The sequence below is a fragment of the Streptomyces ossamyceticus genome, assembly GCF_001418475.1.
Classification (GTDB): Bacteria; Actinomycetota; Actinomycetes; order Streptomycetales; family Streptomycetaceae; genus Streptomyces; species Streptomyces ossamyceticus.
The window spans coordinates 1-3,720 of record NZ_LIQX01000686.1 but is presented as its reverse complement, the minus strand read 5'-3'; the positions used below and the strand labels follow the sequence as shown (position 1 = coordinate 3,720).

General features: G+C 71.3%; 6 protein-coding genes. All 6 read right to left on the bottom strand.

Translation table 11 applies throughout. From position 1 onward, the window contains the following. Nucleotides 1-238, bottom strand: a 238-nt coding sequence (locus tag AOK15_RS36595; protein ID WP_157870480.1) for a DUF3180 family protein, incomplete at its 3' end; no start/stop codon positions are given. A gap of 121 nt (nucleotides 239-359) precedes the next feature. Then, on the bottom strand, nucleotides 360-971 hold the full coding sequence (folK, locus tag AOK15_RS36590; RefSeq protein ID WP_055522862.1) for a 2-amino-4-hydroxy-6-hydroxymethyldihydropteridine diphosphokinase: 612 nt from the start codon (nucleotides 969-971) through the stop codon (nucleotides 360-362). Next, nucleotides 968-1,327 carry a dihydroneopterin aldolase gene (gene folB / locus AOK15_RS36585; RefSeq protein WP_055522859.1) on the bottom strand — a complete coding sequence of 120 codons (360 nt, stop codon included), beginning with the start codon at nucleotides 1,325-1,327 and terminating at the stop codon, nucleotides 968-970. Before folB ends, folK begins: the two co-directional genes overlap by 4 nt. Nucleotides 1,328-1,575: 248 nt before the next feature. Next, nucleotides 1,576-2,079: a nuclear transport factor 2 family protein gene (locus AOK15_RS36580; protein WP_055522857.1), complete on the bottom strand. Its 504-nt coding sequence runs from the start codon at nucleotides 2,077-2,079 to the stop codon at nucleotides 1,576-1,578. Then, nucleotides 2,076-2,942, bottom strand: a complete 867-nt coding sequence (gene folP / locus AOK15_RS36575) for a dihydropteroate synthase (RefSeq protein WP_055522855.1) — start codon at nucleotides 2,940-2,942, stop codon at nucleotides 2,076-2,078. Before folP ends, AOK15_RS36580 begins: the two co-directional genes overlap by 4 nt. Nucleotides 2,943-3,002: 60 nt before the next feature. Continuing rightward, nucleotides 3,003-3,608, bottom strand: a complete 606-nt coding sequence (folE, locus tag AOK15_RS36570) for a GTP cyclohydrolase I FolE (RefSeq protein ID WP_055522853.1) — start codon at nucleotides 3,606-3,608, stop codon at nucleotides 3,003-3,005. Between the last annotated feature and the right edge of the window lie 112 nt (nucleotides 3,609-3,720).

The window sequence follows — 3,720 nt, the reverse complement described above, 5'->3', positions numbered from 1 at the left end:
CCATCAGGGGGTCGACCCCCTTGGCGTCGGGCTGCCGCTCCCGCTGGGCCTTGAGCCGACTGCGGATGGAGAGCGCGGTGGCGGTGAGGACGGCGGCGATCAGGGCGAGGACGATGGGCGCGGCCAGCGGCACGCTCGGCAGTGTGCCCACCGAGTACCACAGCCGTGCCCCGGCCCAGGACAGCACCCCCGCCACGACGAACACCGTGGCCAGCGTCCTGATGCGCAGCTCTTTCACGATGCCCTTTCGACGAGTCCGGTGGTCCACGGACGCCGGGAGCCGCGGGCGTCGGACGGTCGGTCCGATCCCTGGTCCCGGCGGCGTCGGGTGACGATCCCGACCCGGTAGACCTTAACGACTACTCGGGCAGGTGGAGTTCCAGGTCGGCGCGGGGCGACACGCCTTCACGGGTGAGGTCGCCGAGGATCGCGGCCACCGAGCCGCGGCCGGCGAGCAGGGCCTCCGGCTCCACGTCGTGCCAGGGCGCGAGGACGAAGGCCCGTTCGTGGGCGCGCGGGTGCGGCAGCGTCAGGGCCGGGTCGTCGGAGATCACGTCGGCGTAGGAGACGATGTCCACGTCCAGCGTGCGCGGCCCCCACCGCTCGTCGCGGACCCGGTGGAAGGCCTCCTCGACGGCCTGCGCCCGCTCCAGCAGGGACGACGGGGGCAGCGTGGTCTTCAGGACGACGACCGCGTTGTAGTACGACGGCTGGCTGCCCGGCGCGACACCCCACGGCTCCGTCTCGTACACCGGCGACACGGCTTTCACGCGCACGCCGGGTGTGTCCTCCAGCGCGTCGATGGCGCCCTGGAGGTTCTCCAGACGGTTGCCCAGGTTGGAGCCGAGGGAGAGCACGGCGCGCCGGGGGTTCTGGAGTGTCGTGTCGGCCTCGTCCACCTTCCGCACCACGGAGGCGGGCACCGGCTGGACGGTCGGGTCGCTCTGACCCCCGGTGAAGAACGCGGTCATACTCGGCTCCGGGTGATGGTGACGGTCACGTCGTCGAAGGGGACGGTGATCGGGGCGTTCGGCTTGTGGACGCTCACCTCGACCTCCTGGACCCCCTCGTGCCCCAGACACGCCCGGGCGATGCGCTCGGCGAGGGTCTCGATCAGATTCACCGGCTCGCCCTCGACGATGCCCACGACCTCCTCCGCCACGATCCCGTAGTGCACGGTCTTCGTGAGGTCGTCGTCGGCCGCGGCCGGCCGGGTGTCGAGGCCCAGCGTGAGGTCCACGACGAAGGTCTGGCCCTCCTCGCGTTCATGCGGGAACACTCCGTGGTACCCGCGGGCCTTCAGGCCGCGCAGCGCGACACGATCCACGCGAATCACTCCTGCAATCGTCGGTAGCGGCCGGTGTCTTCCGGGTGCGGTCGACACACCGGCCACCACGAATCTACCTGCGGGCACTGACAGCGCCTGCCCCGGGAAGGCCGTGCCCACTCCCCGGGGGCAAGGGTTCACCGGGCGTTTCCCGCAGGGAACACGATGGCTCACGCGCTGGGCGCCGCCCATACCCGGACGGCCGTGTTCCGCGTCACGTCACGGCCCGTCCGGCGGCGTCCACCGGGTCAGGAAGGCGACTCCTCGCCCTCGTCGTCGGCGGATTCGGTGAGGACGGGAGAGGCGTGGTGCGACCAGAGCCGCCAGCCGTCGGCCGTACGGCGGAACACGTTGGTGGCGACGACGAGCTGCCCGACGAGCGGCCCCAACTCGTCGCTGCCGTCCGGGGCCGGCGCGCCGCTGAGGATGTTCTCCGTGCAGGTCACCAGAGCGGTGTCCCCGGTGACGGAGACATGCACGTCGGTGAGGAAGAACTGGATGTACTCGGTGTTCGCCATGATCAGCGCGTACGACCGCAGCACCTCGCCGCGGCCGGTGAGCACCGGCCAGCCCGGGTGCACACAGGAGATCACGCCGGTCTCGGCGGGGTCGTGGTACTCCTCGTCCACGCCCAGGTCGGCGGGGTCCAACCAGAGCGAGGAGAGCGTCTCGAAGTCGCCCTGCTCCATCGCCTCGTAGAAGGCCGTGTTGGCGAGTTCGACCTGTTCGACGTCGGTGTGGGCCGAACTCACCGCTCCCGGGCTCCTTCGATCGCGCGGGTGACGCGGACGGCGTCGGCGGTGGCGCGCACCTCGTGCACGCGGACCGCCCAGGCGCCCTGCTGGGCGGCGAGGGCGGAGACGGCGGCGGTGGCCGCGTCGCGTTCCCGCGCGGGCGGCGGGGCACCCTCGGGTCCGGCCAGCACCCGGCCGAGGAACCGCTTGCGGGAGGCGGCGACCAGCAGGGGGTGGCCGAGTCCGAGCAGCCGGTCGAGGTGGGCGAGCAGGGCGAGATCGTGCTCGGCGTCCTTGGAGAAGCCGAGCCCGGGGTCGACGATGACGCGGTCGGGGGCGACACCGCCCTCCAGAACGGCCTCCACTCGGGCGCGGAGCTCGTCCACCACCTCGGAGACGACGTCCTCGTACACACCCCTGACGTTGCCGCCCTCCAGGAAGCCGCGCCAGTGCATGACCACGAAGGGGGCACCGGCGTCGGCGACGACCGGGATCATCGCGGGGTCGGCGAGACCGCCGCTGACGTCGTTGACGAGGGCGGCTCCGGCCGCGAGTGCCTGCTCGGCGACGGAGGCGCGCACGGTGTCCACGGAGACGGTGACGCCCTCGGAGGCCAGGCCCCGCACGACGGGGACGACCCGCCGCAGTTCCTCGGTCTCGTCGACACGGGTGGCGCCGGGGCGGGTCGACTCACCGCCCACGTCGACCAGGTCGGCGCCCTCCGCGACCAGTTCCAGACCGTGCTTGACGGCCGCCGTGGTGTCGAACCAGCGGCCGCCGTCGGAGAAGGAGTCCGGGGTGACGTTCACGACGCCCATGACCGCGCAGCGGTCCCACAGAGGCATACCAGCCACTCGGCCGCGCCGGTTCAGCTTGCTCATACGACAAGCCTAGGCCCCCGGGAGCGGGCCGTGGTCGGCCGCTCCTGCCGCCGGGACCGGTCAGCGGGCCATGATGAGGCTCATCGCCTCGTTCCGCGTCGCGGCGTCCCGCAGCTGCCCGCGCACCGCCGAGGTGAGGGTCTTGGCACCCGGCTTGCGGATGCCCCGCATCGACATGCACATGTGCTCGCACTCCACGACCACGATGACGCCGCGCGGCTCCAGTATCTCCATCAGCGAGTCGGCGATCTGCGTGGTGAGTCGTTCCTGCACCTGCGGGCGGCGGGCGTAGACATCCACGAGACGGGCCAGCTTGGACAGCCCGGTGATCTTCCCGCTGGTGGCCGGAATGTATCCGACGTGAGCGACCCCCCGGAACGGGACCAGATGATGCTCACAAGTCGAGTACACCTCAATGTCCTTCACGAGCACCATCTCGTCGTGCCCGATGTCGAACGTCGTGGTCAGCACGTCCTCGGGCTTCTGCCACAAGCCCGCGAAGATCTCCTTGTACGCCCGCGCCACCCGCGCCGGCGTCTCCCTGAGCCCCTCCCGGTCCGGGTCCTCCCCGACCGCGATCAGCAGCTCTCGTACGGCGTTCTCGGCGCGCTTCTCGTCGAACTCGCCGATGGCGCCCTCGCCGTCCAGCGTCACGGGGTCGGTCATGTGGTGCCTCGCTCCTGCAGCCTGTGACGCGTGCGGCCGACGCGTCTGTTTACGGCCATATGACAGTGCCGCGCCCCCCAGGCTAAAACCAGGGGGGCGCGGCACTGTCATA

Bases quoted from the DNA above. Each gene is read 5' to 3' on its own strand.
- folK (WP_055522862.1), bottom strand. From the start codon at position 971: ATGACCGCGTTCTTCACCGGGGGTCAGAGCGACCCGACCGTCCAGCCG.
- folP (WP_055522855.1), bottom strand. From the start codon at position 2,942: ATGAGCAAGCTGAACCGGCGCGGCCGAGTGGCTGGTATGCCTCTGTGG.
- folE (WP_055522853.1), bottom strand. From the start codon at position 3,608: ATGACCGACCCCGTGACGCTGGACGGCGAGGGCGCCATCGGCGAGTTC.